General features: G+C 55.4%; 23 protein-coding genes. 17 read left to right on the top strand and 6 right to left on the bottom strand.

Translation table 11 applies throughout. The annotated features are described in order from the left end of the window. Positions 1–295 precede the first annotated feature (295 nt). Genes QP888_RS01015 through QP888_RS01000 form a run of 4 tightly spaced genes read left to right on the top strand, consistent with a single transcriptional unit; the run spans position 296 to position 4,556 of the window. The gene (locus QP888_RS01015) at positions 296–697 is read left to right on the top strand and encodes a YraN family protein (protein WP_284811553.1); all 402 of its coding nucleotides are present in this window, start codon (positions 296–298) and stop codon (positions 695–697) included. Next, the gene (locus QP888_RS01010) at positions 687–2,234 is read left to right on the top strand and encodes a YifB family Mg chelatase-like AAA ATPase (protein WP_284811551.1); all 1,548 of its coding nucleotides are present in this window, start codon (positions 687–689) and stop codon (positions 2,232–2,234) included. The genes QP888_RS01015 and QP888_RS01010 overlap by 11 nt, the downstream gene beginning before the upstream one ends. Beyond that, on the top strand, positions 2,231–3,514 hold the full coding sequence (dprA, locus tag QP888_RS01005) for a DNA-processing protein DprA (protein WP_284811549.1): 1,284 nt from the start codon (positions 2,231–2,233) through the stop codon (positions 3,512–3,514). The genes QP888_RS01010 and dprA overlap by 4 nt, the downstream gene beginning before the upstream one ends. A 46-nt stretch (positions 3,515–3,560) precedes the next feature. Then, positions 3,561–4,556 (top strand): tyrosine recombinase XerC, encoded by a 996-nt coding sequence (locus tag QP888_RS01000; RefSeq protein ID WP_284811548.1) that lies wholly within the window; start codon positions 3,561–3,563, stop codon positions 4,554–4,556. 56 nt (positions 4,557–4,612) lie between these two features. Here QP888_RS01000 and QP888_RS00995 read toward each other — a convergent pair whose 3' ends face one another. Next, positions 4,613–5,173, bottom strand: coding sequence for a M23 family metallopeptidase (locus QP888_RS00995; RefSeq protein WP_284811546.1), 561 nt, complete (start codon positions 5,171–5,173; stop codon positions 4,613–4,615). Positions 5,174–5,609: 436 nt separating this feature from the next. Between QP888_RS00995 and rpsB the strand changes: the two genes are divergently transcribed. The 6 genes from rpsB to rlmN all read left to right on the top strand — a co-directional run bounded on the left by rpsB (position 5,610) and on the right by rlmN (position 11,141). After that, positions 5,610–6,428: a 30S ribosomal protein S2 gene (gene rpsB / locus QP888_RS00990; protein ID WP_284811544.1), complete on the top strand. Its 819-nt coding sequence runs from the start codon at positions 5,610–5,612 to the stop codon at positions 6,426–6,428. Between the two features lie 75 nt (positions 6,429–6,503). Further along, complete coding sequence (gene tsf / locus QP888_RS00985; RefSeq protein ID WP_284811542.1) at positions 6,504–7,331, top strand: translation elongation factor Ts; 828 nt, start codon at positions 6,504–6,506, stop codon at positions 7,329–7,331. Between the two features lie 268 nt (positions 7,332–7,599). Further along, positions 7,600–8,295, top strand: coding sequence for a UMP kinase (gene pyrH, locus QP888_RS00980; protein ID WP_284811836.1), 696 nt, complete (start codon positions 7,600–7,602; stop codon positions 8,293–8,295). A gap of 72 nt (positions 8,296–8,367) precedes the next feature. Further along, positions 8,368–8,925, top strand: a complete 558-nt coding sequence (frr, locus tag QP888_RS00975) for a ribosome recycling factor (RefSeq protein ID WP_284811540.1) — start codon at positions 8,368–8,370, stop codon at positions 8,923–8,925. Positions 8,926–9,079: 154 nt separating this feature from the next. Further along, the gene (locus QP888_RS00970) at positions 9,080–9,973 is read left to right on the top strand and encodes a phosphatidate cytidylyltransferase (RefSeq protein ID WP_284811538.1); all 894 of its coding nucleotides are present in this window, start codon (positions 9,080–9,082) and stop codon (positions 9,971–9,973) included. Between the two features lie 40 nt (positions 9,974–10,013). Next, entirely contained in the window at positions 10,014–11,141 is a 1,128-nt protein-coding gene (gene rlmN / locus QP888_RS00965; protein WP_284811536.1) for a dual-specificity RNA methyltransferase RlmN, read from the top strand. Between the two features lie 101 nt (positions 11,142–11,242). On the opposite strand, the gene QP888_RS00960 is transcribed toward rlmN, so the two are convergent. Beyond that, positions 11,243–11,680, bottom strand: a complete 438-nt coding sequence (locus tag QP888_RS00960) for a DUF2631 domain-containing protein (RefSeq protein WP_284811534.1) — start codon at positions 11,678–11,680, stop codon at positions 11,243–11,245. Between the two features lie 207 nt (positions 11,681–11,887). On the opposite strand from QP888_RS00960, the gene dxr reads away from it, so the two are divergent. From dxr to map, 6 genes are all read left to right on the top strand, one after another. Further along, a complete protein-coding gene (gene dxr, locus QP888_RS00955; protein WP_284811532.1) occupies positions 11,888–13,105 on the top strand; it encodes a 1-deoxy-D-xylulose-5-phosphate reductoisomerase in 1,218 nt (405 codons plus the stop codon). Between the two features lie 26 nt (positions 13,106–13,131). After that, a complete protein-coding gene (locus QP888_RS00950) occupies positions 13,132–14,352 on the top strand; it encodes a M50 family metallopeptidase (protein ID WP_284811530.1) in 1,221 nt (406 codons plus the stop codon). 67 nt (positions 14,353–14,419) lie between these two features. Then, positions 14,420–15,583, top strand: a complete 1,164-nt coding sequence (gene ispG / locus QP888_RS00945) for a flavodoxin-dependent (E)-4-hydroxy-3-methylbut-2-enyl-diphosphate synthase (protein WP_018119761.1) — start codon at positions 14,420–14,422, stop codon at positions 15,581–15,583. Positions 15,584–15,615: 32 nt separating this feature from the next. Further along, positions 15,616–17,466 carry a penicillin-binding transpeptidase domain-containing protein gene (locus QP888_RS00940; RefSeq protein WP_284811528.1) on the top strand — a complete coding sequence of 617 codons (1,851 nt, stop codon included), beginning with the start codon at positions 15,616–15,618 and terminating at the stop codon, positions 17,464–17,466. Positions 17,467–17,547: 81 nt separating this feature from the next. Beyond that, positions 17,548–19,038 carry an APC family permease gene (locus QP888_RS00935; RefSeq protein ID WP_284811526.1) on the top strand — a complete coding sequence of 497 codons (1,491 nt, stop codon included), beginning with the start codon at positions 17,548–17,550 and terminating at the stop codon, positions 19,036–19,038. Positions 19,039–19,170: 132 nt separating this feature from the next. Further along, positions 19,171–20,037, top strand: a complete 867-nt coding sequence (gene map, locus QP888_RS00930; protein WP_284811524.1) for a type I methionyl aminopeptidase — start codon at positions 19,171–19,173, stop codon at positions 20,035–20,037. Between the two features lie 9 nt (positions 20,038–20,046). On the opposite strand, the gene mtr is transcribed toward map, so the two are convergent. Beyond that, positions 20,047–21,492: a mycothione reductase gene (gene mtr / locus QP888_RS00925; protein WP_284811523.1), complete on the bottom strand. Its 1,446-nt coding sequence runs from the start codon at positions 21,490–21,492 to the stop codon at positions 20,047–20,049. Continuing rightward, complete coding sequence (locus QP888_RS00920) at positions 21,492–22,520, bottom strand: alpha/beta hydrolase (RefSeq protein WP_284811521.1); 1,029 nt, start codon at positions 22,518–22,520, stop codon at positions 21,492–21,494. The genes mtr and QP888_RS00920 overlap by 1 nt, the downstream gene beginning before the upstream one ends. A 235-nt stretch (positions 22,521–22,755) precedes the next feature. On the opposite strand from QP888_RS00920, the gene mqo reads away from it, so the two are divergent. Beyond that, positions 22,756–24,252: a malate dehydrogenase (quinone) gene (mqo, locus tag QP888_RS00915; protein WP_284811519.1), complete on the top strand. Its 1,497-nt coding sequence runs from the start codon at positions 22,756–22,758 to the stop codon at positions 24,250–24,252. Positions 24,253–24,400: 148 nt separating this feature from the next. Here mqo and QP888_RS00910 read toward each other — a convergent pair whose 3' ends face one another. Next, positions 24,401–25,879, bottom strand: coding sequence for a protein adenylyltransferase SelO (locus QP888_RS00910; protein WP_284811517.1), 1,479 nt, complete (start codon positions 25,877–25,879; stop codon positions 24,401–24,403). 3 nt (positions 25,880–25,882) lie between these two features. Beyond that, positions 25,883–26,815 (bottom strand): ornithine cyclodeaminase family protein, encoded by a 933-nt coding sequence (locus QP888_RS00905; RefSeq protein ID WP_284811516.1) that lies wholly within the window; start codon positions 26,813–26,815, stop codon positions 25,883–25,885. Positions 26,816–26,987: the final 172 nt, after the last annotated feature.

The raw sequence follows: 26,987 nt of genomic DNA, 5'->3' as shown, positions 1-26,987 counted from the left end.
CACTGCTTTCCACGCGTTGTTTGCCCCAGTACACGGAGTCTGTGCTGGGGTTTTCTCGTGTGTTCATTAGTCGGATGCATGCTGGGGGCTAGAGCATGCTGGGGCGTTCTAGGATCAGGCTAACTCCTGACAACCTGTCAAATTCTGCGCGCAGAGGGTGTGGATAACTCAAGTAGTCCACAGATTTGGCTTTCCATCCGGACATCCTGGTTGTTTCGGTGGTGCTTGTCGACGAAAACTAGCGGTATCTGGAAAAGCTTCAGGTACAGCAGAAATTTTGTTGGGGGATTTTGTCATGCCTACCCATGCACGCCAATTGGGCCAACGTGGTGAAGCGATTGCGCAGGATTTTTATCGCAGCGGAGGTTATGAGGTCGTCGCTAGCAATGTGTATTACCGCGGCGGTGAAATCGATCTGATTGTCCGGCCTACTGAGGGCCCACCCGGTGCCGTCGTTTTCGTGGAAGTGAAAACCCGCAGTAGCACCGCATTTGGTACGGCCGAGGCTGTGACCACCCAGAAATTGCGGCGTATGCGCCATGCTGCAGCTCGGTGGCTGGATGAGCAACAGCGTGGGAAGCGGCCTTTGTTTCTGGGGCCGGTCCGCTTTGATGTCCTGGTGGTTCGTGCTGATGCTGATTCAGCACAAGGCGCTGCCCTAGAAATTTTCGAGGGGGTAGAACACGGTGCTTGCTAAAACTCATACCGTTGCCTTGTCTGGTGTTCATGCCGATATCGTTACCGTCGAAGCCAATATTGGGCCCGGGCTCCCAGGCATCCACGTGGTTGGGCTGGGTGATGCAGCCGTCAATGAATCACGTGATCGTATCCGTACCGCAGTCGCAAACGCGCAATTAGGCTGGCCGAAAACCAAAATCGTGGTGTCCATGTCTCCGGCGGGCTTGCCGAAGTCCGGTTCACATTTTGATTTACCGACGGCGCTGGCGATTTTGGAAGCCGCAGAACGTTCGCATCGGTTAGAACATCGAGATCTAGATTCCACCTTAGTGCTGGGCGAGCTTGGATTGGACGGGCGTGTGCATGCGGTCGCCGGGATCGTACCAGCGCTGTTGGCAGCACGCCGTTTCGGTTTTGACACTGTGATTATCCCACCCGCGAATGCTGCCGAAGCCGCACTGCTTGATGACATGAACGTTCTGGTCGCGCCCACGCTGAGCGCCGCGTATTACTGGATGCGTGGTGAAGCAGAGCTTGCCGACGCCCACCGTTATGCCAATCATCCTGATAGTTCCGGGCCTCCGAGGCTGGATTTCGCGGATATCGCAGGCCAAGAAGAAGCGATCCGCGCAGCTGAAATCGCGGCAACTGGTGGCCACCACTTGTTAATGATCGGTCCACCAGGTTCTGGAAAATCCATGCTTGCCGCGCGCATCCCGGGGATCATGCCGGAGCTGACTACCTCGCAAGCGCTAGAAGTCAGCGCGGTGCATTCTGTTCTGGGAACCGGCAGCGCACCCAGGTCGGTGATCACGCAGGCACCGTATATCGCCCCACACCATTCCATCACACGCGCCGGGCTACTCGGTGGGGGCTCTGGAAATCCGCGCCCTGGTGCGGTGAGCCTGGCGCATCACGGCGTGTTGTTTCTTGATGAGATATCGGAAATGCCAGCAGCAATCGTCGATAGTTTGCGTACCCCGCTAGAGCAAGGAGAAGTGCGGTTAGTGCGTAACCGCCGAGAAATTATTTTCCCGGCGCGGTGTCAGCTGGTACTAGCGGCGAATCCGTGCCGGTGTGCCGCAGAGGATGCCACGAAGTGTCGTTGTCGACCGCATGAGCGCATGCGCTATTTGAATAATCTGTCTGGGCCGATGCGCGATCGGCTTGATATGACTGTCCGGACGCATTCGCAGGCGGCGACGTTGGTCAGTAAGAATGCGCGCAGCTCGGCAGAAATAGCGGATGCGGTGGCTCAAGCGCGCGAGCGTAGTGCCCACCGCTGGATGAAAGCAGGCATTGCAGTAACCACTAATGCCTCGGTGCCTACGACGCTGCTACGGCGTGATTTCGCAGCTGATTCTGCTGGCATGGCATTGTTGCAGGCTCATTTGGCGCAGGGTGACATCACGCAGCGGGCAGTCGACAAGGTATTAAAACTGGCGTGGACGCTCTGTGATCTGTCAGATGCGCCACAACCGGGTTTGGAAGAAATTGCCCAGGCCATCGAAATACGCGGTGAGATGGCACAGCCACAGCAGGAGCTTGCGGTATGACCCACGATGGAACTAACGGCATCAGCAATAACGGCGGCTGTGCTAGCAGTAGTACCAGCAGCAGTAATACTAGCGCCAGTAGTACTAGCAGCAGCGGTATCAATGCTGAACGCTATGCATGGGCATATCTCAATAGAGCGATCGAGGGGCCATCGCAACCACTCTGGCAGCTATTACGCGCAGGAAGGGATGCCACAGAAATTGCGCGCGGGGTTCGCAGACGTGCGAGCTGGCTGCACGAGCTATTGGGACAAACGGAAGCCCGGCACGACTGGTGCCGGTGGGAACAAGATCTGGACATAGCCGCGCGCTACGGTGCGCGCTTGGTTAGCCCTGATGATGCTGAATTTCCGGCGGAAACATTTGACACGGCCTTTGGCTTTGCAGAACTCGGAGCAGCGCGTGCAGCGAGTGGTTCAAGCAGCGGGGCAGGAGCTAGCGCGCCTCCGCATAGTTTGTGGGTGCGCGGACAGGACCTTCGACAACTGGTGGCGCAATCTGTCGCTATCGTCGGCACGCGTTCGATGAGCGCATACGGAAAAGCCGCCACCGAGCAGTTAGTGCGAGGACTTTCTCCTGCGCAATGGACAGTGATCGCCGGAGGCGCACTAGGCATTGATGCCACAGCACACTCGGCTGCCTTGGCTTCGGGTGGAAAGACCATGGTCATTACCGCCTGTGGCGTGGACAAGGTCTACCCGCGCGCTCATACGGGGTTGTTTCAGACCATAGCCACAGGCGATTCCGGGGCGATGGTGACAGAGTACCCACCGGAAACGCCGCCACAACGACACCGCTTCCTTACCCGCAACCGACTGGTCGCGGCATTAACCGAAGGCACCGTGGTAGTAGAAGCCGCCTGGCGCTCCGGGGCACTCAACACTGTGCACTGGGCGGAAGGGTTCGGCAAAACCACGATGGCGGTTCCCGGGCCGATAACCACAGTGGGATCATTAGGCTGCCACCAACTGCTCAAAGACGGACGAGCACAGTTGGTTACCAACGCCAATGACGTACGCGAATTACTCGGAAGCATCGGCGAAGTTGATGCGACCGGCCAATACGAACTGCAATTTAGCCCCGACCCAATACAGAAACTATCCCGCAATGAACTCCGCATCTATGACTGCAGCCCAGCACATGGTTTTCCCGGTAAGACAGCCGAAGAAATAGCAACAGAAGCTGGAATGCCGCTAGGGCTTGCCGTTCACCTACTACTGGAGCTACACAAAACTGGGCTTGTGACACGACAAGCCGGCCGGTTTACCCGCGCATCCTGACAAAGCTAGCAGTACTAGCCAGCGTACCGGCCTATACTTAACCGCTATGGACACGGGCACTGACAAACCGCGCACCCAAGGCAAGCAGCGCAGCCAATTGCACGAAGCCGTCGATGACTTCACCGACTATCAACACTATGTGCAAGGGCGCTCGCCAGCCACGGTGCGCAGTTACCGCAGCGACCTGTATGATCTTGCATCTCACATTTCCACTTTTGCCGAATTCCGATTGCCCGCCTTACGCGCATGGCTGGCGAAGGCAGTCCGTGACGGCAAATCCCGGGCGACGATTGCGCGCCGGGCTTCGTCAGTCCGAGCTTTTTCCACCTGGGCGCAACGGCAAGGCCATCTGGACGCCGATATTGCTGCCCGACTGCACAGTCCGAGTGCCTCTAATGCCTTGCCTAACGTGCTTGCTGTTGATGAAGCCGCCAATGTGGTCTCGTCGCCAATAAGACAAACAGCAGCCACTCATTCAGGCTCAGACCCACTCAGTCAACGCGATGCTGCGATTCTCGAATTGCTGTATGCCTCCGGCATGCGGGTAGCCGAACTTGTCGCGCTGAACCTTGCAAATCTCGATGTGGACCGCGGCACCATCAAAGTCACGGGTAAGGGAAACAAGCAACGCGTCGTGCCCTTTGGACGTACCGCCGCGCGCGCATTGAGCACCTGGACCGAACACGGTCGCCAAGCCGTGCTCAAAAAAGCGCACAGAGGTACTGACACTAATCACGACTCCCGTGGCGACAGAAACCAGCACCAACAACCGGCATTATTCGTTGGTGCTCGTGGCAAACGAATTGATCAACGCGAGGTAAGACGGATCGTTGAACGCGCAGGGATGGCGCAAGGAATCAGCTCATTAAGTCCGCACGGCTTACGGCACTCAGCAGCGACGCATTTATTAGAAGGCGGGGCAGATCTACGCGTGGTGCAAGAGATCCTGGGGCATGCCTCCCTGCAGACGACGCAGCGGTATACCCATGTGACTGCCGAACGACTCAAACAGGTGCATGCGCAGGCGCACCCACGGGCTTGATGGGGTGATGTGTGAGCTTCGTGACGATGCGGAATTTTCTTGCGAGCAAAACTCCGCTAATTCCAGGGCTTCAAACGGATGGGTACCTCACCTAAGAGATCCAACGGATTGATATACGTTTTCGGCCCGGTTCGAGCTCCCCAATGTAGGCCAGCTTCGCCATTTATCGGGGGAGCCAAGGTTCCAATGATCTCGCCGGCAATAACGTGATCTCCGGGGCTGACCCGAGCAAAGACAGGCTGGTAAGTGGTTCGTAGACCACCATCGTGGTCAATCGATACAGTCGGTGTGCCAGCTACAGTGCCAGCGAAATGTACGGTTCCAGAACCGGCTGCTGCGATAGGTGTGCCGATGGCGATATCGAGATCGACCCCGCGGTGGCCGGGTAGCCAGTCCTGCTCGGGCGGGTCAAAGCCTTGTAACACGGGGGATGGGTTAGCGCTGCGGGTTCCGGGGTCGACGTAATCTCCAGGAAACTCTGTGGAAGCAGACTCTTCTGGCACTTCGGCGGGGGCGCCGTTGGCGGTCGGTGTGACGTCGGCAAGCAGAGAAAAAGCCAGAGCCACGATGGCAAGAATTGCGAAGTGTGGTTGAGGGGTTGGCGGCAGCTTCGTCATGGTTACTCAGCATGGCGGAAAAGCGATGACTATTCGTCGGGGCGCTGCCGTGGCTGTGGATAAAGTGATGGCAGACTACAGTAGTGACATAACGAAGCGCAGTTGTGGATAACTTTGGAACAACGCACGCAAAAAATTGGTGTTATCTGCCTGTTTAACCTACAATACGGCTCAGCAGTGTGTGTTATGCGCACTGACTACGCGCGATGAAGTTTTTCACCATTCCATAACAATATAGAAGGTGGCGAAAAACCGGCGCTGACGTGGTCTCCAGGTGGTATTCGATTCTGTGTGAATCGCGGAAGTTTGCCGTGGAGTGTTAGCGACGGACTTCATTGCTAGGGCAAGGGATAAAAACCCTTGCAGCGCAAAAGTAGGGTGCAAGCCCTGCGATGTCCTTGAAAACCAAAACTATCTACCGAGAAGGAAGCTAACCATGGCAGTTGTAACCATGCGCGAGCTCCTCGACGCGGGTGTCCACTTCGGTCACCAGACGCGTCGCTGGAACCCAAAGATGCGTCGCCACATCTTCACCGATCGCAACGGCATCTACATCATCGATCTGCAGCAGACTCTGACTTTCATCGATGAAGCATACGAATTCGTGAAAGAAACCGTTGCTCACGGCGGCACTATCCTCTTCGTTGGTACCAAGAAGCAGGCTCAGGAAGCTGTTGAAGAAGAAGCAAAGCGCGTTGGCATGCCATACGTGAACCACCGTTGGCTCGGTGGTATGCTCACCAACTTCCAGACTGTCACTAAGCGTCTCGGCCGCATGAAAGAACTGCAGGCTATGGACGCTGCTGAGGATGGCTACAAGGGTCGTACCAAGAAAGAAGTTCTGACTCTGACCCGCGAGCGCGAAAAACTGGAGCGCGTTCTGGGTGGTATTTCAGAGATGACCAAGACGCCATCGGCCTTGTGGATCGTTGACACCAACAAAGAGCACATCGCAGTTTCCGAGGCTCATAAGCTCAACATTCCTATCGTCGCCATCCTGGATACCAACTGTGATCCGGACGATGTTGACTTCCCAATTCCAGGCAACGATGACGCCATCGGCGCTACTAAGCTGCTGTCCCGCATCGTCGGCCACGCAGTTGAAGAAGGCAAGAAGGCACGTGAAGAGCGTAAGCTCGCTGCCGCTAAGGAATCCGCCGGCGATTCCGCAGATAAGGAACAGCGCGATGCTGCAGAAGCAGCGGCTGCTGCTGACCCAGCATCGGCAGAAGGCGCTTCTTCCGAGAACGCTTAATCGCGCCAACGAGACGTACTAAGAAAACGTTTCCCGTTCCCACATCGTTCCTACATAAGGAGGATCGTCCACACTATGGCGAATTACACCGCTGCAGACGTTAAGAAGCTCCGTGACATGACCGGTTCCGGCATGATGGACTGCAAGAAGGCTTTGGCAGAAAACGACGGCGACTTCGACAAAGCCGTCGAAACCCTGCGTATCCAGGGTGCTAAGGACGTTGGCAAGCGTGCAGACCGCGACGCTTCCGAAGGTCTAATTGCAGTTTCCGGAAACACCATGGTCGAAGTTAACTGTGAGACTGACTTTGTTGCGAAGAACCAGGACTTCATTAGCTTCGCCCAAAAGATCGCCGACGCTGCCGCTTCCGCGAGGGCTAACTCCCAGGAAGAACTGGTTGCTGTCGAGATTGATGGCAGCACTGCCGGCGATTTGATCCAGGAGCAGTCCGCCAAGATCGGCGAAAAGCTGGAACTGAAGCGCGCTGCCACCGTAGACAGCGACAAAGTCGCAATCTACCTGCACAAGCGCTCCGGCGACTTGCCACCATCAGTGGGTGTCATGGTTTCCTACGAGTCTGATGCTGACAACGCTGATAACGTCGCCCGCGCAGCCGCCATGCAGGTTGCTGCTTTGAAAGCCAAGTACCTGACTCGCGAGGATGTTCCTTCCGAGATCGTTGAGAAGGAAAAGGCTATTGCTGAGCAGATCACCCGCGAAGAAGGCAAGCCAGAAAAGGCCATCCCAAAGATCGTCGAAGGTCGCCTGAACGGTTTCTACAAGGACGTTGTTCTTTTGGAACAGCCATCTTTGGAAGACAACAAGAAGACAGTCGCTCAGGTAACTGAAGAAGCTGGCGTGAAGCTGACCGGTTTCCGTCGTTTCGAGGTTGGTCAGGCATAAAACCCTGATGCAGTCGCTTTGTGCACTGCTCACCCGGTAAACCCTCGCCATTATGGCGAGGGTTTTGTTGTATCTGGAGTAGTAGGCTTGGATCCTGATTTCTTGGGGTCGTATAGATACCTTGGCAAGGATTTTGTGCCGAGCTAGGCCTATAATTGCTAGGCTAGTGAGCCGAGAAGGTACCATAGAAACTATTGTCTGCACAGCCAAGGAGAGAACAACGGTGACTGACACCGAGAGTGCCCAAAGAACCCGCTATAAACGCGTCATGTTGAAACTCGGCGGCGAAATGTTCGGTGGGGGAACCGTCGGCATTGACCCGGATGTGGTCGAAAACGTCGCCCGCCAAATTGCCGAGGTAGCAAAAACCGGCGCGGAAATCGCCGTCGTCATCGGTGGCGGCAACTTCTTCCGCGGCGCTGAACTATCCCAGCGCGGAATGGATCGGGCACGCTCGGACTACATGGGCATGCTCGGTACAGTCATGAATTCGTTGGCGCTGCAGGACTTCCTGAAACAACTGGGCGTGGACTGCCGTGTGCAAACCTCCATCAACATGGCCCAAATCGCAGAGCCTTATCTACCATTGCGCGCCGACCGGCACTTGGAAAAAGGACGCGTGGTTATTTTTGGCGCGGGCATGGGAATGCCCTATTTCTCTACGGATACCACTGCCGCCCAGCGCGCCCTGGAAATCGGGGCAGAGGTGCTGTTTTTGGCCAAGGGTGTCGATGGAGTCTATTCCGATGATCCACGGTATAACCCAGATGCCGAACTCTACAGCGAAATTACCCCACGGGAAGTCATCGAAAAGGGCCTGAAGGTTGCTGATGCCACGGCCTTCAGCCTGTGCATGGATAATGACATGCCAATTTTGGTGTTCAACCTGTTGACTGAGGGCAATATTGCCCGCGCGGTAGCCGGGGAACGTATTGGCACCCTGGTAATCTCACAGGAAAACTAGAAACAGCTGGATAGCCGGACACACTAGTTCGGCGGCAGATCTGCATTACTCGATTAAGTACAGGACTTACTCATGATTGATGATATTTTGCTGGAAGCAGAAGAGCGCATGGCAGCCTCTGTTGAGCACACCCGTGAAGACCTCACCACCATTCGCACGGGCAGGGCGAACCCATCAATGTTCAATGGCCTGGTCGCGGAATACTACGGTGCCCCGACACCTATTACCCAGATGGCGACGGTCTCGGTACCTGAACCACGCATGTTGCTGATCAAGCCTTATGAGCAGTCGATGATCGGTGAGATTGAAAACGCAATTCGCAACTCTGATCTCGGTGTGAACCCAACGAACGATGGCCAAGTCCTGCGCGTGACTATCCCGCAGCTTACTGAGGAACGTCGTAAAGACATGGTAAAACTTGCTCGTTCCAAAGGCGAAGACGGAAAGATCGCTATCCGTAACGTTCGTCGAAAAGCCATGGAACAGCTGAAGAAGCTGCAAAAAGATGGTGAAAGCGGCGAAGACGAAGTCAAGGCGGCAGAAGCCGAGATGGAGAAAGTGACCGCGAAGTATGTCGATTCCATCGATGACGTCGTCGGAAATAAAGAATCCGAATTGATGGAAGTCTAAATTCGTTTCAGCATTTTGCCAACGTCGCGCTGTGCGTGTGGTTAACCGCGCAGTGCGGCGTCTTTCTACAACCAGCATGAGCGCTGCCGTGAGGGCGATGCATTCCACGAACACTTTCGCCAAGAATTCCTGAACACGGGCCTTAAGGAGGGGTATGAAGGAATCTAGATCCAGGTGGTCACTGCGTGGCCATCTCCCATACCCAAAAAACGATGCCGGTCGTGATCTTCGTGTAGCAATTGGTGTTGGTGTTCTGCTGGGCGCGCTGGTTATTGGCGCGTTATTGATCGGTCCGGTCGCGTGGTATCCAGTTGTTTCTATCGGTGTGGCCGTGGCTATGTGGGAAGTGCTCTCACGCTTGCGGGAAAACTCCTACAGCCTGCCGTCTTATCAGATGATGATCATGGGCCAAGCCATGGTGTGGCTGTCATGGCCATTTGAAATTACGGGCCTGGTTGCCGCGTTTGTTGCATCTGTATTGGTTCTGATGTTCGGCAGGCTATTTCATAATGGCAGGCATGCCGCCCCACAGAATTATTTGCGCGATATGTCCGTTGGCGTATTCGTGCTTATGTGGATCCCATTGTTCGCCTCGTTTGGCGCGATGCTTTCGCATCTGAGTACCTCATGGGCATCGGGGAGCGCCTCGATCGCGACTTTTATGTTATGCGTCGTAGCTTCCGATGTCGGCGGCTATGCTGCTGGCGTCATGTTTGGTGCCCACCCCATGGCGCCTGCGGTGAGTCCGAAGAAATCCTGGGAAGGTTTTGCCGGCTCGGTTTTGTTTGGCATGATCACCGGAGCACTGAGTGTGCATTTCTTGCTGCACGATGATTGGCGCATCGGCCTCGTGCTGGGCTTAGGCTTGGTAATTTGCGCCTCCTTGGGCGATCTTGTGGAGTCTCAGTTTAAACGCGAATTTGGCATCAAGGATATGTCAGCAATTCTTCCCGGCCACGGTGGACTCATGGACCGTATTGATGGCATGCTGCCCGCGGCCATGGCTACGTGGTTATTGATTAATATGCTGGTGGAATATACTGCTTAACGATTTGTCCATAGGCTCCGAACAAGGCAGTATGGCAGTCATGCCACAACCAGTAAAACTCGATTTTTCCTCCCCAAAGCGGGGCCTTCCGCCAAAGCATTTTGCGGACTTGAGTGAACAGCAACGCATCGACGCGTTAGCCGAGCTGGGGCTACCAAAATTCCGTGCCAATCAGATTGCGCGTCACTATTACGAGCGCTATGAAGCCGATCCGACGACGATGACGGATCTACCTGCCGACGCCCGGGGCAAAGTTGCAGAAGCTCTATTTCCGCAGCTGATGACGCACCTGTATTCCAAAGAAACCGACGACGGCCATACCTCAAAGTCGTTGTGGCGTCTGCATGATGGAACCTTGTTGGAATCGGTAGTGATGCGTTATCCGAACCGTGCGACGTTGTGTATTTCTTCGCAGGCTGGGTGCGGCATGAACTGTCCATTTTGCGCTACCGGCCAAGGCGGGTTGGACCGTAACCTCTCAGTCGCAGAGATGACAGAGCAGGTGCGTCATGCAGCCAAGACTCTTGCCGACGAAGGTTCGCGTTTGTCGAATATCGTGTTTATGGGCATGGGTGAGCCGCTGGCAAACTACAAGCGCGTGAAGGAAACCGTCGCCCAGATTATTGCCCCGTCTCCGAAAGGATTCGGTATTTCCGCTCGTAACGTGACAGTCTCCACGGTGGGTTTGGCACCAGCTATCCGAAAGCTTGCCGACGAGCAGATGAACGTTACCCTGGCGGTTTCTTTGCACACGCCGGACGACGAATTCCGCGATACCCTCGTGCCCGTGAATAACCGTTGGTCGGTAGAAGAAGTTTTGGATGCCGCGAAGTACTACGTGGAAAAGACCTCACGCCGGGTTTCTATTGAATATGCGTTGATCCGCGATAAGAATGATCAGGATTGGCGCGCGGATCTCCTGGGAGAGAAGCTGTGGAAGGCTTTGGGTACCAAGGTGCATGTGAACTTGATTCCGCTGAACCCAACCCCAGGATCAGAATGGGATGCCTCGCCGAAAGACCGGCAAGACGAGTTCGTCCGTCGCGTTTCTCAGTGGGTACCGTGCACCGTTCGTGATACCAAGGGACAAGAAATCGCGGCAGCCTGTGGCCAGCTGGCTGCAGAGGAAGAAGCTGACCGAAAAATGGAAGCCGAAGCCAGAGTTTAACTCGGGTATTTAGGGTTTGAGAAAGTTCTACAGGCAACAATAGCCACCCCGAAACCGGGGTGGCTATTAGTTTGATGCGGTGTGATTAACCGCGGTGGTGATTAGCCCTCGATGGATTCGTTGCGCTGGCCTGCACGCAACTGAGCAACACGTGCTGGATCGATGTTCATCGAGCGCAGCTGTGAATCGGTGAGCTCAGCGTAGACACCGGTGAGGGTCGCCTGCTGGTAAGCCCATTCTGGTTCTTTGTGGTTTTCGCCCTTGTTACGGCCGGTGAGGGTGCGCACCTGAGAAAGCTTTGGTTCAAACAGGTGGATGAGCAAGCCAAGTGCAATCAGAATCGCGAAAGTAAACAGGTAGATGGTCTCGACGTGGCCTTCGTGGTTACCGAAGTTCAACCCCAAAAGCCACAGGACGGAAATCCAGCCTGACACCTGGATGGTGGTGCGCTTTACGGCGCTGTAACCCCAGGCCGCCGAGGGAACATCGAGGGTAGATACACCGTTATGTACCTGCGGTGCGGGTTCGTGGGAAGCCACAGCGGATACTCCTTCACATCAACGTCAGTTAAACCTGTGTCCGGCGCACCACCAGAATAAACCCGCCTGTTTCGGAAACTGTATGAGTTCACGGGCCACGGTGTCTATTGTGGTGGCAATTGCCGAACCTGAAAATATAGCTGTCTTTATTCTTGCATACCGACGGGTATAAAGCGATTAAAGCCGCTAGGCGATAAAGTAGCGGGCGTGAATCGTGCAGAACACAAACAGCAGACGGTAGCCCCGGAAACCGACCATAAGCGTTCCGTAGTCGTGGTGGGATCGACAGGGTCGATCGGCACCCAGGCCTTAGAAATTATCGCCGATAACCCGGATAAATTTGAGCTAGTTGGGCTCGCTGCAGGTGGTTCGCGGCCGGAGCTGTTATGTCAGCAGGCACGGCATTTCGGGATTTCAGCGGAATCTCTCGCCGTCGCCGATAAGGCCGCAGCGCAGAAGATCTCGCAAGAACTCGGCGAAAATATCGCGGGCGGTCCGGATGCAGCGGCGACGCTGTGTGCGTCTGCCGACGCAGATGTCGTGCTCAACGCCATGGATGGTTCTCGCGGGTTGCCGGTAACGCTTGCTGCGCTGAGCGCAGGCTCGACACTGGCACTGGCGAATAAAGAATCCCTAGTCGCTGGTGGGCGCTGGATATTAGAACAAGCAGCTCAGGGACAGATTATACCGGTTGATTCTGAGCATTCTGCCATGGCGCAAGCCCTTCGTTCCGGGCGTCGGCAAGAGCTTTCGCGGTTGGTGCTTACCGCATCTGGGGGGCCGTTCCGCGGATGGGATCGCGAACGTATGTGGAATGTCACTCCGAAGCAAGCCGCAGCACATCCGACGTGGTCGATGGGGCAGATGAATACACTTAATTCTGCGACTTTGGTTAATAAAGGCCTTGAGCTGATCGAAGCCAGCTATCTATTTGATTTTCCCGCCAGCAATATTGATGTGGTCGTGCATCCGCAGTCGATCGTGCACTCAGCGGCAACGTTTTGTGATGGCTCTACGCTTGCGCAGGCCTCGCCACCGTCGATGAAACTTCCGATCGCGTTGGCCTTGGCGTGGCCGAACCGCCTCCCGCATGCGCAGCCGCCGCTCAACTGGCAAGACGCGCAGTCCTGGGAATTCCTGCCGGTGGATAACGAGGCTTTTCCAGCCCTAGATTTAGCCCGCACTGCGCTTGCTACCGACGGTCTACCAGCCGTGTTCAACGCTGCTAATGAGGAAGCCGCAACAGCATTTTTGCGTGGGCACATCCGTTTCCCGCAGATCGTTGATGTCGTCGGCACCGTGATGGAGACCCTCGCGCAGCAATCGGGACCGCTCGCTAACAACCTCGACGATATTTATGAACTGGAAAAAGCTGCCCGCCGGGTCGCCGGGGAACATATCACACGCGTGCACTGTCTGTCCTAGTGCGTAGTTAAGGTAGAGTTTTCGCGATGGCTTTTATTCTTGGCATTTTCCTGTTTGCCCTGGGCATTGCAGCCACGATCGCACTGCATGAGGCCGGGCATATGGTTTCGGCGCGGGCTTTTGGTATGCGCGTGCGTCGTTTTTATGTGGGCTTCGGCCCGTCCGTGCTGTCGTTTACCAAAGGGCATACCCGGTATGGTCTAGCTGCGCTTCCGCTTGGGGGTTTTTGTGACATCGCTGGTATGACCGCGATGGATGAGATGACGGAGGAAGAAAAGCCGCATGCGATGTATTCCAAACCTGCATGGCAGCGTATCGCGGTGTTGGCAGCGGGACCGCTCGTCAATGTTGTACTTGGTTTGCTGATCTTGTTCCTAGTCGCGGCGAGTGCTGGATTGCCAGATCCGCATGCCGACGTCCGGGCGAAGGTAGGTGAGGTTACGTGCTCTGCGGATCAAAAGGCACCTATCCAGGCGGATGCGCCCGCTGAATTAGAAGACTGTACGGGGCACGGCGCTGGTGGAGAAGCTGGAGTTGTCGCCGGAGACATTATCACCGGACTTAACGGCGAAGAGCTGGATAATTTCATGCAGTTCCGCGATGAGGTTCAGGCCCGGCCGGGGGAGACCGTCACGTTGGATATCGAACGTGACGGCCAACAGTTGCAGTTGGATGTCGAACTGGACTCTGTGGTGCGTTACGACGTCGACGGTCAGCCACAGACTGTCGGCTCGGTTGGTCTGACCAACGCACCGTTGGATGTGCATCGTGAATACAACGTTATTGAGGCGATACCGGCGAGTCTCGATTATTCTTGGTACATGCTGAAAGCCACGGTCGATGGCATTATTGCTTTCCCAAGCAAGATTCCAGCGGTTGCCGCTTCAATTTTCGGTGCAGAACGAGAACAAGATGGCCCGATGAGCGTGGTGGGTGCCTCGCGTGCAGGCGGTGAACTCGTCGAACGCGAGTTGTGGCCGATGTTCTGGATGATGCTAGCGACGCTGAACTTTTTCCTCGCGCTGTTTAACATGATTCCGCTTCCGCCTTTCGACGGCGGGCACATCGCGGTGGTGCTGTGGGAAAAGCTACGTAACCTTGTCCGTCGATTACGTGGCCAAGAACCAGGTGGCCCGGCGAATTATGAAAAATTGCTGCCGTTGACCTATGGCATGGCGGCATTACTACTGACGGTCGGTGTGATCGTGATTATTGCCGATCTGGTTAACCCCATCATGCTGTTTTAGCAGTGTGTAGCTGTAGCCGTCAGTGTTAGAATATTGCCAGCACATTCGCAATTTGCAAGGAGAATACATGCCAACTCCGATTGGACTCGGAATGCCGGAAGGTCCGCCGCCAACGCTGGCTCCGCGACGTAAGACGCGTCAGCTTATGGTCGGTGATGTGGGAGTCGGATCGGATTATCCGGTTTCAGTGCAGTCGATGACGACGACCAAAACCCATGATATTAACGCAACTTTGCAGCAGATTGCCCAGCTGACGGCAACCGGTTGCGATATCGTCCGGGTTGCGTGCCCGAAGCCTATCGATGCTGAGGCACTTCCGGCGATCGCGAAAAAGTCGCCTATTCCGGTGATTGCGGACATCCACTTCCAACCGAAATACATTTTCCAGGCCATTGATGCCGGGTGTGCTGCGGTGCGCGTGAATCCCGGCAATATCAAGGAGTTCGATGGCCGAGTGAAAGAAGTTGCCAAGGCGGCTGGCGATGCGGGAATTCCCATCCGCATCGGCGTCAACGGCGGCTCGCTAGACAAGCGGCTGCTGGAAAAATATGGCAAGGCGACCCCGGAAGCCCTGGTGGAATCCGCGATCTGGGAGGCTTCCCTATTCGAAGAGCACGGTTTCGGTGATATTGCGATTTCGGTCAAGCATTCCGATCCGGTGCTGATGGTGGAGGCATATCGGCAGCTAGCTGCCAAGACGGATTACCCGCTGCACTTGGGCGTGACAGAAGCCGGGCCGTTGATGATGGGCACCATTAAGTCTTCCGTAGCTTTCGGTGCACTGCTTTCGCAAGGAATTGGCGATACCATCCGCGTGTCGTTGTCCGCTGACCCAGTAGAAGAAATCAAAGTTGGCGAGCAAATCCTGCAGGCGATGAACCTGAAAGAACGCAAGCTGGAGATCGTTTCTTGCCCTTCTTGTGGTCGCGCCCAGGTGGATGTGTACAAGTTGGCCGAAGAAGTTACTGAAGGCCTCGACGGCTTGGAATTCCCGTTACGCGTTGCTGTGATGGGTTGTGTCGTCAATGGCCCTGGTGAGGCTCGCGATGCTGATCTTGGTGTGGCATCGGGTAACGGTAAGGGGCAGATTTTTGTGAAAGGGCAGGTCGTGAAAACAGTCCCAGAATCACAGATTGTCGAGACACTGATTGAGCAGGCGAATATCATCGCTGAGGAACAAGGCTTGGAAGCACAAGAAGGTGCTAAGGCCGATGTGCGCGTCACTTCCTAAAATCATCACTGTGGCGTGGTAGTCTTTTCGTCATGAAAAAGACGGTTGCGCTGCTAGTTTCCGCCGTCATTGGCGGCTCGACGCTGGCGGCGTGCACCCCAAAGCCAGCCTCTGTAGACCCGGTTGCCCAAGATTTCTTGGATGCCATGGCCGAACGTGATGCGGAGGCTTTATCTGATGTTGTGGACAACCCACAGGACATCACGAAAGCAATCGACGATACTTTCACGGGATTACAGGCAGAAGGCCTCACCGCCACTCTGGACGACGTCGACGTCAATGATTCGATAGCTACCGCGCGTTATTCCATGCATTGGGATCTTCCGCGCGATCGCGGGTTGGTCTATGACACGGAGATGACGTTGACGAAGGCGTCTGATGAGTGGACCGTGCGCTATAAGCCGACGATCATTCACCCGGATCTTGGGGCTAATCAACACCTGGAATTGCGTGCGGTCGAGGCAGCTCGTGCCAGCGTGGTTTCCTCGGATGGGGTAGAGCTCTTGTCGCCAGGAGTTTCGCACCGGTTACTGGTCGATACCGCCCAGTTGGACGATCCCCGCGTGGCTGCAGCGCGCATTGCGAGTGCGGTCAATGCTGCCAGCGCCAGGGATACGACGATATCTTCATTGGATGCTGCTGAGCTGGCGTCGTCGTTGGAAGGCATTGATGGCATTTATTCGGTTGGTGTGTATTCCGCCGACGAAGGCCCGGCGATTGTTGATGCCCTTGCAGGTGTGCCTGGGGTGCGCCTGAACGAGGAACCTGCGATGGTTCCGGTGGAAAAAGACTTTGCGCCGGATATTATGTCGCGAGTGACCCGGATCGTTGGCGATGATCTGGAAGGAGCCAACGGGTGGAAAGTGAGCGTGGTCAATCCCCAGGGGGCTGCGCTTTCCGACGTGAGTGTGCATGATGCAGACCCGGCCCCGGCGCTGAAAGTCGCGATCGATTACAACGTACAACGGGCGGCACAAGATGCCGTCGCCATGCGGGAAGATAAACAAACCATGTTGGTGGCGATGCGTCCGTCGACGGGGGAAATTCTCGCGGTCGCACAAACCCCGGAAGCAGATAAAGACGGCGATATTGCCCTCAATGGGCATTATCCACCCGGATCGGTATTCAAGATCATTACCGCGGCCGCTGGAATCGAACACCAAGATGTTAATCCGGGAACGTACGTCGGCTGTCCAGGAACGATGAATATCCAAGGCCGCACCGTGATTAACTACAACCAGTTCTCGCTGGGCACGGTTCCGCTACAGCGTGCATTTGCCGCGTCGTGTAACACCACGTTCGCCGAAATGTCGACGAACCTCGCCCCAGGTGAATTGGAACAAACCGGCAAAAAATTCGGCCTGGGCATTGATTATGAGATCCCCGGATTAGTGACCATCACCGGGGAAATCCCAGAAGGGGAAACCGCGTTCGAGCGCACCGAAGCTGGTTACGGCCAAGGCCTGGATCTGGCCAGCCCATTTGGTTTTGCTCTAGTCTCGGCGACTGTGGCTGCAGGGCATCGCCCCGTGCCGACCCTGATCGAAGGTCATGAGACGACGCCGAGTGAAGACGTCCCAGGTCCGTCCCCGGAAGCTATAGAAGGTGTGCGCTCGATGATGCGGGAAGTTGTCGCCTCGGGCACTGCTGCGGGTATGCAAGCCGGAGGCACGATCCACGGCAAAACCGGTGAGGCGGAGTACTCCGGAGGATCACACGCGTGGTTTACTGGTTTCCGAGACGACGATATCGCTTTTGCCACGTTGGTCGTCGACGGTGGTGGCTCGACCACGGCGGTGAATGTTTCTGATCGTTTCTTCCAACGCCTCGATGAACTGCGTGCCGGCGCAGGCGCTCCCGCTCGCACGGCCGATGGAGGATAGATAGTGTCGGTGTTTAGGGCCATGTAAATCTTTAGGGCCGTGTAAATCACAGTCTTGTGTGATCTACGTTATTCTTGATTCATGCCTGACAGTGAATCTATAGACAGACCGGTAGCATCAACCAACCCGCAACCAACTGGAGCAGCTGACAACGCCCCGGCATTGGACAAAACGTTCAAGCCGTCCTGGGTCTTCGCCATGGCGCTGGGCTCTGCGATTGGGTGGGGTGCTTTTATTTTGCCCTTCGACTGGATGAGCGAGGGAGGCCTGTACGGTACGCTGCTGGGCTTTCTCATTGGTGGTTTTGCCATCCTGGTCGTCGCTTTTAGCTATGGATTCGTGGTGCGGGCACTGCCAGTCACCGGCGGTGGCGTAGCCTTTGCTCTGGCTTCGTTGGGCCGAATACATGCGTTCATTGCTGGGTGGGCGCTGACACTCGGGTACGCGGGTATTGTTGCGCTGAACGCTTCGGCGATCACACTGGTCTTCCGCGTGACGCTGCCGGATCTTTTCATGCGCAACAAACTCTATGAGGTTGCTGGTTGGGATATTTATCTGCCGGAAGTACTGATTGCGTCACTATTTATCATCGTTTTTGGATTTTTGAACTACCGCGGGGCGTCGATTTCTGGCCGTTTCCAGTTCTACGCGGTGGTGCTGATCGTCGTCAGTGTCGCCATAATCTTTGTGTCCATGGTCACTTACTATTTCACTAACGACATCACCATGGCACCTGGCTATCCATCTGATACGTCGCCGTTCGCCGCAATCGCAGTGATTGTTGCCTTCGCCCCTTGGGCGTATGTCGGTTTCGATAGCGTGCCACAGTTGGCCGGCGAATTTAATTTTTCACCCCGCAAAGCTTTGGGGTTGTTGATCTGGGGTGTTTCGATTGCGACGTTGATCTACATGACGATGATGATCGCCACGTCAATCGCAGTAGCCGATGGACACGCCAACTATGCAGACGATGCCTGGCCACCGGCTGCTGCTATCGGGGATGTCATGGGGCCGGTGGGATTGATCCTCATGGTGGTTGCCGTCAGTGCTGGGGTTTTAACTGGACTTAATGGTTTCTATACCGCAACCTCACGTGTGTTGTTCACCATGGGTAAAGCACAGATGTTGCCGAGCCAGGTGTCTCATATCCACCCGAAGCACAACACGCCGGTGATCGCGATTGTGGTGACGGCATTACTGTGCCTGATCAGCCCGTGGTTTGGTCGAGCAGCACTGAACTGGGTCGTGGACATGACCAGCGTGGGTATCACCATCGCGTATTTCTATGCTTGCTACTGCGCGTACAAGATCGCTCGTGATGGAAAACTTCGATCCGTCCAGCTAGAAACCGGGAGCAATCCAGTACAGAAGTGGATTAGCCTCGCGGGCTGCATCCTATCGTTGGGCTTCATGGCCCTGTTGCTGGTACCAGGCTCGCCCGGCGTGCTCAGTACTGAATCGTTCTATGCGCTGGCCGTGTGGCTAATTCTTGGACTCGGTTTCTTCTGGATGCGTTCAAAGGTCTACCTCTCGCAAGATGAAGACGAGCTGAAAAAGGTCGTGCTGCAGTAAACGGTCGTTTCTTCAGTATGATTGCAGCTGTCTCTGCCGCTGTCTTTGCTTTTGCCTCTGCCTTCGCACCGTCAGGCGTCGACAAGCACCTACAGCCTCATCATCCTGGTGTAGGTATTACCATGGGGAGCCATGACTCAACGTGGAAAGCTCTCCCCAGGAAAACAAACTCCAATTCGCACGGTTCCGGAGAATATCGAACGTCCGGAATACGTATGGAAAGACACCGTCCAAGAAAATATCGGTGAGCCGTTCATCCAGAAGCCAGAAACCATCGAGGCTATGCGGGAATCCTGCGAAATCGCCGCGAACGCGCTTGAAGTCGCAGGCCGCGCCGTAGCCCCAGGGGTTACCACCGACGAACTCGACCGCATTGCGCATGAATACATGTGTGACCACGGCGCTTACCCGTCGCCACTGGGATACATGGGCTTCCCGAAATCTTGCTGCACCTCTCTCAACGAAATCGTCTGCCACGGCATTCCAGATTCTACCGTGATCCAGGAGGGCGATATCGTCAACATCGACGTCACCGCATACAAAAACGGTGTCCACGGTGACACTAACCGCACCTTTCTGGCGGGGGAAGTCTCCGAAGAACACCGTTTGTTGGTGGAGCGCACCGAGGAATCACTGATGCGCGCAATCAAGGTGGCAAAGCCGGGTAGGGAAGTCAACGTTATTGGACGCGTCATCGAATCGTATGCCAACCGTTTTGGCTACAACGTGGTGCGCGATTTCACTGGCCACGGCGTCGGCCCGACTTTCCACAATGGTCTGGTCATCTTGCACTACGATTCTGATCACTACCGCGATGTCCTCGAACCAGGCATGACCCTGACCATCGAGCCAATGATCAACCTGGGATCACTAGATTATGATGTCTGGGACGACGATTGGACCATCCAGAACTCGGACGGCAAATTCACCGCCCAGTTCGAGCACACCATCGTCATCACTGACGACGGTAATGAGATTCTGACGAATCCGACTATTTAAGGCGCCGGCCTAAAATTCCAGGCCAAGTAGTGCGTTTTCGGTGACTTCTGGCAGTGCTGGGTGAATCCAGTACTGCTGCGTCGCCACCTCGCGGACGTCCTGATCAAAGGCCATGACCTGCACCATCTGTTGGATCAGCGTGGAGGCCTGTTCACCGAAATAATGTGCACCGAGCAATCGGCCAGTGTTACGATCTGCAATCAGTTTGGCCACACCCTGCGAATCATTCATCGCCCAGCCATACGCAACATCACCATAGTTTTGTACCTTCACGGTAATATCGAAACCGGCATCGCGGGCTTCATCTTCGGTCATGCCGACGGTGGCAATCTGCGGGTGCGTGAAAATCGCTGATGGCACGTGATCGTGCGGCATCGGACGCAGATCTTCTGGGTGCAGCATATTGTGCTTGAGCACGCGAGTTTCAGCGTTAGCGACGTGCTTCAGCATGTACGGCGAGGATACATCGCCGAGTGCCCAGACTCCGTCGGCAGTCGTGCGGCCGTAATCATCAACTTTTACGCGTCCGTCCTCACGCATCTCGATGCCCGCGGCATGCAAATTCATCTGATCGCCGTTAGGCACGCGTCCGGTGGCGACCAACAAGACATCCGCTTCTTGTGTACTGCCGTCGTCATAAGTCACGCGGACACCATGCTCGGTATCTTCCACCTCACTGATGTTCAGGCCAAAACGCACGTCGACGGCTTCGGTCATGGCTTGGTTGAAGCGAGATTTGATGTCCTGATCCAGGTGTTTCAACAATTCTTGCCCGCGCACTGCGACGGTAACGTCCGTGCCTAACCCGTGAAAGACGTGTGCGAATTCCATGGCGATGAACCCGGCGCCGACAATGATCATTGATGTCGGTTGCTCGTCCAAGCGCATGATGTCTTCGTTGGTATAAAACCGTGCGCCAGATTTAGCGATTGGTTCTGGAATCATTGGGCGAGAACCAGTTGCAACCACGATCTCGTCGCCGGTGACGACGCAATCGGAACCATCGGCGCCAGCACCGGCAACCGTCAGCGATTTTGGACCGTTGAACGTGGCATGTCCAGCATAGACATCGATATTTGGGCACTCATCGCCACGGCGATATTCTTCGCCGCCCTGCGCGATCAGGTCGATGCGATTGGCAAATACGCGCTCCACGATGGAGTTCCAATCAACTTTGGTGACCTCACCGTGGATGCCTAGATGCTGTGATTCCCGTGCTGCCAGTGCGATGTCAGCAGCGTAAACGTACATTTTTGTGGGAATGCAGCCTACGTTCAGACAGGTGCCGCCGAACCGGCCCTTTTCGATGATCGCGATGGATTTGTTCGCGAAGTTTTCGTCTGGGATCGAGTTGGCAGAACCGGTACCAATGATCACGAGGTCGTAATGCTTCGCCTGGTTGTTGTCCGTATTATTGTTTGCCGTCGATGGTGCTGGTGCAGATGCTGTGCTCATTAGTGAGTAATTACTCCGTTTCGTTCTAGCCACGTGAAGGTGGTTTCGCAAGCGTTTTCGCGCACTGCCAGACGGGAAAGGAACACGTCGTGCATGGCTCCTTCTAAAGGAGCGAGCGTGACGTCTGGAGCCAAGTACGGGGTCCATTTCCACATGTGTGCAACATCCAAAATGATATCGGCCGTTTGGGCTTTGTCCATGGTGGAAGTTCCCACTGCTGACTGCGTCGACGATAATGTCAACACAGGAACACCCGCATTTATTTCATCCCGATGAATCCGTCCCTGGGCGGTGATGATCGCACGGATCCATCCCATGTGCTTTTTGAAGCTACCTAACGGCTTGAACCGTAGATCGATGTCCCATTCTCCGTCGTAATCTTGGTGTAACGAGCGCCCATACACGCTCATCAGGCCACCGGGGAAGGGGATGCTAGGCAAAATCTTGCCGACGCCTGCCAGTACCGGGCGCGCAATTTTTGCTAGAAAATCAGACACCGGCAGCTCCATCCATGGGCTATTGAGTACCAAGGCTGCGCAGTGTGTGTGTAGCTGGGGTTTTTCGCGGCGCAGGTAATCCAGCCATAGTGGTGCAATTAAACCGCCCGTGGAATGGGCCAGTGGAATGATTCGTTTGTGCGGTGCTTGTTCGTGGGCTGCGGTAATAAGTTCTGCCGCGGCATCGAGTTCTTCGTAGTATTCGGCGATGTCGAGGCAGTGGTGCGCGGTTTGCCCATCGCGTAGCGATCGTCCACATTTACGTAAATCAAGTGCATAGAAAGCGAATCCCTGGTGATGGAAATATTCGGCGACGTGCTTGTGGAAGAAATAATCAGTGAGCCCATGAATCCATAAGATCGCTGGGCGGGCAGCCCAATCGTCCGCAAGCGAATCCGGGCTCGAAGTGCCGGTGTAGCGCACAAGCGTGGCATACGCCGTGGTGTGTTCAGTTGGTTCAGTACCGAAATCAAAGGTGAGCTGCTGGAATGGCCTGCCTAGCAAGCTGTCGGTTACCCAAGAATTATTCATGGCAATAGTCTAGGCACAATGCCCGGATCGTGGAGCAGTGGCCGGTATGCAATAACTGAGTGTGGGGGGATAAATGGGCCACGGTTATTCGCCTATTAGCTCACACAGGGCGTATGGTAAGTAAGGTAACAGGCAAGTAAATTTTCGCCAGGCGTATCGCTTCGCGCTCAACTTTCCGGGCGCGGTGTGTAACCCGTGGCGGAAGCGGTGCAATCGAATACGAAGAGGTAGTCAGGTGTCCAAAAACCCCAACCCGAAACCCACCGATGATGTAGACATTGTTCTTATTGGCGGAGGCATCATGAGCGCCACGCTCGGCGCCATGCTCCGCGAACTGGAACCGAGCTGGTCGCAAATGGTTTTCGAACGCTTGGACGCACCGGCCATGGAATCCTCGTCGCCATGGAACAATGCGGGTACCGGGCACTCCGCTCTCTGTGAACTGAATTACACCCCAGAAAAAAACGGCACCATCGACTTGTCCAAAGCCGTGGGGGTTAATGAAAAATTTCAGATCTCGCGTCAGTTCTGGGCGCATCAGCTCAACAACGGCATTTTGTCGGACCCGAAGCAGTTCATCAACAAAGTCCCGCACGTGTCTTTCGGTAAAGGTGCCGACCAGGTTGGCTATATCGAGCGTCGTTTTGAAGCACTGCGCGATAACCACATGTTCCCGGACATGAAATTCACCGACGACCGCGAAGAATTTGCGGAAAAACTGCCAGTCATGGCAAGCGGCCGTAACGACAACGAAAAGGTCGCGATCTCCTGGACCGACAAGGGAACCGACATCAACTTCGGTGCACTGACCAAGCAATTTTTCACCGCAGCGAAGGCTGCCGGTACGGAAATGCGCTACGGCCACGAGGTGAAAAACCTGACCAAGGACGGAAACAAGTGGAAAGTTACCGTCAAAAACCTGCACACCGGTGACACGAGCGTCGTCAAGGCCAACTTTGTTTTCGTTGGTGCCGGAGGCTACGCATTGGATCTGCTGCGTAAGGCGGGGCTCTCGGAGGTGCACGGCTACGCGGGCTTCCCAGTCTCCGGTCTCTGGCTGCGTTCCACTAACCCGGACCTGATTGACAACCACTCGGCCAAGGTTTATGGCCAGGCCATGACCAAAAACGCTCCGCCAATGTCGGTTCCGCATCTAGACACCCGCGTGATCGATGGCAAGAAGGGGCTGATGTTTGGTCCATACGGTGGCTGGTCACCGAAGTTCTTGAAGAAGGGCTCGTACCTGGATCTATTCAAGTCTATCCGTCCGGATAATATTCCTTCCTACTTGGGCGTTTCTGTTCAGGAATTCAATTTGACCAAGTATCTGGTTACCGAGGTGCTACAAGACTTTGACAAGCGCATGGAAAACTTGCGCAACTATGTCCCAGATGCGAAAAACGAGGACTGGGAGATCGTTACTGCGGGCCAGCGAGTCCAGGTAATTAAGCCAGCAGCTCCACCGCGTTTCGGTTCCTTGGAATTCGGCACTGCTTTAATTAACAACACCGAAGGCTCCATTGCCGGTCTGCTAGGCGCATCGCCGGGAGCATCCATCGCACCAGCGGCCATGCTGGAGCTGTTGGAACGCTGCTTCGGAGAAAAGATGATCGAATGGGCTGACAAGATCTACGAGATGATCCCGTCCTACGGCACCAAGCTATTCAAGGATGAAAAGATGTACCACGAGCTGTGGGAGTTTACCCAGAAGACGCTCAAGCTAGAAGACTAAATCACCTACAGTTAGTGTTTTTAGGGTACGCATGTCAGGAAGCACTCTTAGTGCGCGCTGTGGATGCCGCTGGATATAACTAACGCACAAGCGCAAGGGGTCCGCGCCAAACGGCGCGGACCCCTTGCGCTTTATCACCCAGGCTGTGTTAGGTTCCGCAGAAAGTTTGATAGGACTCGCTGAATTCCAGTGGGGCTGGTTTCCGGAATTTCTCTGGATGCTCGTCATTGAACGGATCTGTTGCTGCAGCCAATAATTCGGCAAACGGGGCTATATCGCCATCGGTAGCTGCGCGCAAGGCCTTTTCTACCAAGTGATTACGGGGAATCACTACCGGGTGCAGTCGTGCAAGGGCAGCGGCATCTGGGGCGTGCTGCAACCACGAGACAAGCCACTCGTGAGCTTGCTCAGTAGTACCCAAAAGGCGGGTTAGATCCAACGCAGCTTGCTGCTTGTGGAGATCCTGCGGGTGCTTGCTCGGGTCGGCTGTTATGCGCGTATTCGCCTTCGCGGCAGCCACTAACGCACGATGGACCGTGGTTAAATCTGGACGCGCTTGTTCGACCAACCTGTAGAAATCGTCGGCAAGCTTGGTGTTGTTTTCGGTGTAGGTTACACCGAGCGAACGGCAACGCTGCGCACATTGCGCCGTGCGCCAACGCTCCTGAAACCCGTTCATGGTCGCTTGCGCAAAATCCACTGCCTGCTCGGGTTCATCGTGGAAAGTAGGCAGCATAGCCTCAGCCAAGCGAGCGAAATTCCACCCAATGATGTGTGGCTGGTTGCGGTAGCGGTAGCGACCGCCGTGGTCAATGGAAGAAAACACCGTGTGCTCGTCATATTCGTCCAGGAACGCGCAAGGACCATAATCAATGGTTTCGCCCGATAATGTGGTGTTATCGGTATTCATCACGCCATGGATAAAACCGAGACGCATCCATTGTGCGACTGTGGAAAGTTGAGCGTCCAGCGCGCCGGTAAACACCCCGCGGGCATCAGCCGCGTCCGGATAGTGGCGTGTGCGTGTGTATTCCGCAAGTGTGCGGGTGAGCCTTTCGCCGCCAGTGAGTTGGGCGTACTGAAAACTACCGATGCGTATGTGCGAGCTGGCCACACGCACCACAAGCGCGGCTGGTACTATGCGATCGCGGACGATTTTCCTCCCGGTGGTAATAACCGCCAGAGCACGCGTCGTCGGTACACCAAGCGCATGCATGGCTTCAGAAATGAGATATTCGCGCAGCATTGGCCCGAGCGCACCCCAGCCGTCACCACCGCGAGAAAACTTCGTTGGGCCAGAGCCTTTTACGTGGATATCGCGTAGGTTTCCCTGGGAATCTTTGATCTCACCTAATAAGAGTGCGCGCCCGTCACCCAGCCGCGGTGAAAGCTGGCCGAATTGATGGCCGGCGTAGCCCATCGCTACTGGGCGGGCACCTTTCGGCAGTGTGGTGCCACACAAAAAGCCAATGCCTTCCGGGCTGCGCAACCATTCGGGGTCTAGCCCCAGTTCGCGTGCAAGCTGCTCGTTAAGACACAGCAGCTGTGGCTCTGGCGTCTCGGCTGCCTGCCAATCTAGGCACAACTCCGGAAGATGATCGGCGAATTCGTGGTGCAAATGCGGCACTGGTTATTTAACTCCCAATTTGGTAGCGATGCGGCCTGCGACAGCCAGGTCCAGCCAAGGCATACCGGTGGTTTTAAACACGATAGGAGATTCGCGGTCTAATGATTTGTCTCCGGTGATGATATCCCGCAGGGTCACAGCGTGTGACAGGTCCGCGCCCTCTTTCAAAGCGCGAGCAGCGTCACCGCCGTACTTCAGCGTGACGTCGCCACCTTCCAAGATTATCTGGGCCTTTTCCATGAAGTTGGTGGTGAGCTCGCGGTCATTCGGGTTACCAGCACCCAAAGCGACAACCAATGCGTCACTGCGGACTTCGTCGATATCCAAGTATGCTTCATGCGCCGAAGTGGAACACACCACGACCTCTGCTTCCTTGGTCGCCTTTTGGGCTTCCTCGGATCCGATTTGTACCCAGTTGTCCAGATCGCCTGGATCATTACGTGAGATGAAGGTGTAGCTCGGATTGCGCTGGCCAAAGTTATCGTCGATGGCTTCTTTGTGGGCACGCGCTTGCACACCGGAACCAAACACAACAACCTTGAGGTCTTCGTCACGTGCCTCAATCAAATCCTTGAATGCGGCCATAGTCACGGCTGGGGTGCGTAGGTTGGTGAGCTCCGCACCGTCAATGGAAAACAGTGGGCCGTAGGTCGTGTTTGAAAACAGCACGTAGGTGCCCTGTACGGTTTCCCGACCGCGAGTGGGATTGATGTGGGCGACCGTGATCAGCTTGGCACCGAAGTAGTCAGGGTTGATCGCTGGTAACAATAGGAACTTAGCGTTGTCTTCTTTGTCGACGACCGCTCGGGTCTTGTCGAAGTCATCGGCGGGATCGAATCCGTCCAGAATCGTTTGCCGGAGGGCGTCGGCGGCGTTTTTCGGGCTCATAAGCTCGCGTAGTTTTTCGGCGCCGATGTGGAAGAACTCTTGGGTCATGAACGAATCTCCTTGCTAGATGGACACGATGCACCCTGCATTGGCTGCATGGGCTGCCGCCACAAACGGGGCCGCCGGAAGTGTAGCAGGGGTCACGTTTACCTAGTCTAGCGAGAAACGGTGTGCAAGGTTGTTCTTCGTTCAACAATCCGCCTCGACCAGGGCGAAAACT

Source organism: Corynebacterium sp. MSK297 (assembly GCF_030232885.1).
Lineage (GTDB): Bacteria > Actinomycetota > Actinomycetes > Mycobacteriales > Mycobacteriaceae > Corynebacterium.
Note: the sequence above shows the minus strand (reverse complement) of the source record. Positions and strands in the feature narration are given on the sequence as shown.